The organism is Bacillus sp. P4_D3, assembly GCF_056401855.1.
Map to the genome: position 1 here is coordinate 1 of NZ_JBFUIN010000413.1, position 2741 is coordinate 2741.

A 2741-nucleotide genomic window follows, 5' to 3' on the forward strand; every position below is an offset into this window, starting at 1 on the left:
GTAAAAAGCCATAAAAAATAAGAGATGATACATATTATACATAACTAATTCATGATCAACAGCATCCAATATGGTATGGCAGGGCTGGAAGTGTTGGAAGTACTACGGGCACAGTTGGGCATTATTAATAAGAGCCCAATAAAAAATTCTCTTGGATGCAAGAGGATTTTTTTATTGGGAATAGTAAGGGTGAGGGAGGTGCATTACATATGGGAAAAGGTAGAAGTAATAATGCTGGTAAAAAGCAACCGAATTTCGATGATTCATCTAATTTCGCTAAACAAAGCCAACCGACAGAAAAGAAGAAGAAATAAGAAAAGGAGCTCTCTTGATAAAGAGAGCTCCTTTTTAAGGTATATTGACATTTCAGCAAAACATATCGATCGCTCAACCAAATAGTCATAAGTGCAAGACTTAAATTCATGCGGCGAATGGCAGCAAATATAATATTATTGTCCTGCTTTTTCTAATGCTTCTTGACGTTGACCTCATATAAAATGCCAATACTCCATTTTATATAGCATGATGTTAAATAAATAAATTTTAATTCAAAAGAAATTGGTGAAGTGTTACGACATGAAATTCATCATATTGGTCAGCTATCTATATGGGCGAGAGAATTAAATCTTCAACCTGTTTCAGCAAATTTAATTGGAAGAGGATTATAGACTTAGAAACCGACTTGTATTGCACAAATACAAGTCGGTTTTTATATATAAGAGGATTTCTTAGTTGAAATCCTCGGATTTTTTCTGACGTATATGTAAAAACATTAAGAGGGTAATGATTAAAAAGATCATAATCGTTTGTATGATTAAATTTTTAAACTGAAGCAAAATGGTCCAAGATGTAACAACGTCTTTGAAAGCTTGGAGTGCAGAATATGAGGTAGGTTCAAAACCGTATTGAAGTAACTTTTTTGTTTCAACAAAAGCCGTGTTTTCTTCATTGGCGTCTAATACTACAGAAATAAACCTYGTATCTCCTTGTTTTGCTGTACCAACAAAACTATAATTACCGTTAGTTGACAAACTAGTTTGCAAGCCATCAACACCTTTTAGTTTAATGTTTTTATCAAGAGAGTAAATCATTTTATTTGTGTTGAGAACTTGAAAATCTTTGAAGGTAAATGGGTAAGAGGTTAGTTTAGTTATATTTAATACATCTGGATAGTCTTTTATTAATTGTGCAGCTATTTCGGCTGCGTCTATTGCTGTTGTAATCGATTGTTTATTCTTCTCGCTATTTATTCCAGTGGAATTTAAAAATGGAGATTGTTGTGATAACTTTAGTTGTTTTGCTTTTTCATTCATTAACGATGTGAAATTATCTTCATTTCCAGCAATGTGTTCTGCTAGTTCAAGTGCAGAACGATTATTTCCGGTTAAAAGCAATGTATTTAGTAAATCACGAACGGTTGTTTTATCATTCGATGTTACATGTATAGGACTCGTTTCGGTTTGAAAAACGTCGTTACTTATTTTTACAGATTCATCTAATTGTATTTTGCCATCATGAAGTTGTTCCATCACAATATACTCAGTCATTAATTTAGATAAAGTGGCCGACTGAATGGGAGTACTTTCATTTTTTTTATAAACAATCTCACCAGAATTAGTATCTATTAAAATAGCTGATTTAGCTTGAATAATTGGACCATTTACATAAAGGTAAAAATATAAAACGATAAGTGCAGTAATGAGAAAAGATAATAATAAAACTGTTATTTTTTTCAAGAATTGCATAAGCGATCCTCCTACTATTACATCAATAATATTATTGTAAAAAGGAATGCTTAATTAGGAAGAAAGAAAAGGTAAAGAATTTCTAAAGAATTATAAAGGATTATTAAATTTTGGATATTGATGGAATATAAAAGGTTCAATTTCTTATATGATAAAAAATTGAACCTATAAATATGTGGTATTAAGCTTTATAAGGGAGTAGTTTTACAGTGAAWGTTGTTTTTTYATCATCRCTATATACTTCAATTGTTCCTTTATGCAATTCRACWATACTTTTTGCAATWGCTAATCCRAGTCCAGATCCACCAGTGTTTGTTGAACGTGATTTTTCAACACGATAAAAACGTTCAAAAATATGAGGTAAATCMGTACTAGGGATAGGTTGTCCGTAATTTGTTATATCAATTGTAATCATGTTATTGCTTTCGTAAGCGGTAATATCAATATGATCTCCATCATTTCCATAAGTAATAGCGTTTATGATTAGATTTTCAAACACACGTACTAATTTATCCCCATCAGCTAGTACCATTAGCTTTTGAGATGGGAAAGAAGGGCGACATTCAATATTAGCTTCTTGAAGCTGTATCCGAAATTGGACAGTTAATTGTCCAATCAATTCTACAATATCAATGGGAGCAGAATATAAACTTAACTCTTTATTTTGAACGCGTGTATATTCAAACAAGTCATTCATTAATGCATTAAGACGAGTTACTTTATCGTAAATGACTTGAATATAGTATCGTAATTCTACTTCATCTCTATAATTATCATGATGGATTAAATTTACGTATCCAACTATAGATGTAAGAGGGGTTCGTAAGTCATGTGATACATTTGTAATAAGTTCGCTTTTTGCTTGTTCTGCCTGTCTTTCTTCATCAATCGAAACTTTTAATTGCTCAATAATTTGATTGACCCCAGTTGCCAGTTCTTCTAAATAATTATGGTGTACGATGGAAACTTTATGATTAAAGTTTCCACTTGCAATAT

2 protein-coding genes and 1 pseudogene are annotated in these 2741 nt (G+C 31.5%); 1 reads left to right on the plus strand and 2 read right to left on the minus strand.

Going from position 1 to position 2741, the window contains the following annotated elements:
- Window positions 1-551 precede the first annotated feature (551 nt).
- Window positions 552-668, plus strand: a pseudogene (locus AC1DTM_RS21965) (DinB family protein); the annotation flags it as partial.
- Between the two features lie 60 nt (window positions 669-728).
- Here the strand turns inward: AC1DTM_RS21965 and AC1DTM_RS21970 are convergent.
- Window positions 729-1745, minus strand: a complete 1017-nt coding sequence (locus AC1DTM_RS21970) for a D-alanyl-D-alanine carboxypeptidase family protein (protein WP_002110023.1) — start codon at window positions 1743-1745, stop codon at window positions 729-731.
- 181 nt (window positions 1746-1926) lie between these two features.
- The coding region (locus AC1DTM_RS21975; protein WP_477000869.1) for a sensor histidine kinase at window positions 1927-2741 on the minus strand (815 nt) is incomplete at its 5' end.